Genomic DNA, 2,122 nt, shown 5'->3' on the forward strand with positions numbered 1-2,122 from the left:
TTCAACGCAGGCGCACGGGCCGCTTGCGCTAACCGCGATTCTTCTGTGGAATCGCTGGGTTGAACATACAAGGCCTCAAATGACAGACAACTGGGACTTCTACGCTCTGCGGGTCGATGGCGAGCCCGCGTCGATCTTCGTGGACCTGGGAATCCAGGCCCACGCACCCCTGAGTACTCATCCACAGATGGCCTACGTTCGGCTTCACATGAACCACCCTCGACCGGACGGTCTGTCGAGCAAGGAAGAGTTCGATGCACTCATCGAAATTGAGAAGGCGATAGAAGCGAATCTCTGCGATGACGAAGTTGGCTACGTTGGCCGAAACACTTCGGGAGGCTGTCGTGACTTCTACTTCTACGCTGTATCCGCAACAGACTGGCAGCGCAGGGTGGAGAGAACCCTAGCGCCATTCGAGGACTACAGGTACGAGACAGGCTCGCGCGAAGATGCTACGTGGTCCACCTACTTCAGCTTTCTACTACCCGGCGAGCTGGATCGCCAGAGAATCGAGAACCGGCGCGTATGCGAGGCTCTTGAACGGCACGGAGACAAGCTAACGGCGGAGCGCGAGATTGACCACTGGTGCTACTTTCAGAGCGATGAGGCGGCTGATGCATTCATCGCGGAGGTTTCGGCGCTAGGCTTTTTGGTCCGAAGCAGGCCCGTCAGCGATCAAGGTGCCTTGCGCTTCGGTGCACAGATCAGGCGAACGGATGTCCCCTCATACAGCAACATTGACGATGTGACGCTTCCCCTTTTTGAAGCGGCTTTGCGCCACGGAGGTCAATACGACGGGTGGGAGTGTCCCGTTGAGGCCTAACCCCTCGGTCAACCTGACCCGCTACGGCAGGCGCTGTAAGCCCGGCCTGAGCCAGCAGTACTATCGTCTCAGTCCGGGCTTACAGCACCTGCCTCCGCGGGCAGGTTACCTCGAACGTTAGGCCGCATGAAACACACTCTGCTCGCCTGTCTCTGCGCCCTCGCAATCCAGCCGGTATTGTTCGCATGCTGGAGCGCTCTGCCAGCACTTCTCGCTGGTGAGTCAGTGCCCGGTGTCGACATTCTGAAACTCTCCGCTTTTGTGCTGCTCGTCGCAACGGCGCACCTACTGATACTCGGTCTTCCCGGGTTCTGGGCACTAAACAAAGTGGGCAAGGCAACAACACTGAACGTTGCCTTGCTTGGTTTCATCGTTGGCAGCATAGGCATCGCCGCGTTTGCTTGGCCAGCAACTACAGGCGGCAGTTCGTTCTCAGCCACATGGCACGGCAAATACACGGAACTCATCGTTGGCGGCAAGCCAACCATTGCCGGCTGGCTCAACTACCTCGAAGGTGTTGCACAGTTCGGTGCGCATGGCCTGCTTGGCGGCATGGTGTTCCTTCACGTCTGGCGGCGCGCGCATGCGGCCTAACCCCTCGCTCAAGCGGAGCGACAACGGCAGGCCACCAGGGCCCGGTCGGCGGTACGCGGTACATTTTCGCCAACCGGGCCCTGGCGCCCTGCCGTTGTCGCCCGCTTAGCTCGAACGTTAGGCCTCATCCATGAGCCACTCGAACGCGTTCGAAGAATCCGCCTGGCCATTTGATGCGGCAATCAACGCCGCATCATTCACCACCAAGTACGTCCTTGACGGATCTCTTCCGATTCTTGAGGTCTATCACGACCACGATGGTGACTGGCAGTTCATGTGCGGCACTACCAACGCCAGCGCTGACGCAAAAGTCGTGTGCCTTGGTTGCATGATCGACTGCGACCCTACGCTGGTTCAACTCGCTGACCTGCCAGAAGGTTGGCTTGCTCACAGAGAATCGCCGGCTCAGCCTTGGGCCCGCGAGTCATACGAAGACAGCGACGCCGCCAATGAGGCCTAACCAGTCGCTCGAGTGGACCTGCACCTGCTGGCCGCGCTGCGCTCAGCAGTTCATCATCGCTTCGCGCGGCCAGCTGGTTCCGGCCCCTCAGCTCCAACGTTAGGCCGCACAACCAACCCGCATGTCTCTCGCGTCTCAATTCACCCGGCTCGAAGCTCACGTAGTCAAAAGGTCGCGGCGCCGCCACGAAAATTCCAGCACATGAGGTACTTCTTCGCGGGCGCAGCAATCATGGTTGGCGTCTG

Annotated in this window: 3 protein-coding genes; all 3 read left to right on the plus strand. The window is 59.4% G+C overall.

All coding sequences use genetic code 11. From position 1 onward, the window contains the following. Window positions 1-79 precede the first annotated feature (79 nt). The 3 genes from KAK03_RS24650 to KAK03_RS24660 all read left to right on the plus strand — a co-directional run bounded on the left by KAK03_RS24650 (window position 80) and on the right by KAK03_RS24660 (window position 1,877). Entirely contained in the window at window positions 80-823 is a 744-nt protein-coding gene (locus KAK03_RS24650; RefSeq protein WP_210857335.1) for a DUF695 domain-containing protein, read from the plus strand. Between the two features lie 126 nt (window positions 824-949). Beyond that, complete coding sequence (locus KAK03_RS24655; protein ID WP_210857336.1) at window positions 950-1,417, plus strand: hypothetical protein; 468 nt, start codon at window positions 950-952, stop codon at window positions 1,415-1,417. A 130-nt stretch (window positions 1,418-1,547) separates the two neighbouring features. Then, window positions 1,548-1,877, plus strand: a complete 330-nt coding sequence (locus KAK03_RS24660; protein ID WP_210857337.1) for a hypothetical protein — start codon at window positions 1,548-1,550, stop codon at window positions 1,875-1,877. The last annotated feature ends 245 nt before the right edge of the window (window positions 1,878-2,122 follow it).

This window comes from Ideonella alba, from assembly GCF_018069845.1.
GTDB lineage: Bacteria > Pseudomonadota > Gammaproteobacteria > Burkholderiales > Burkholderiaceae_C > Ideonella > Ideonella alba.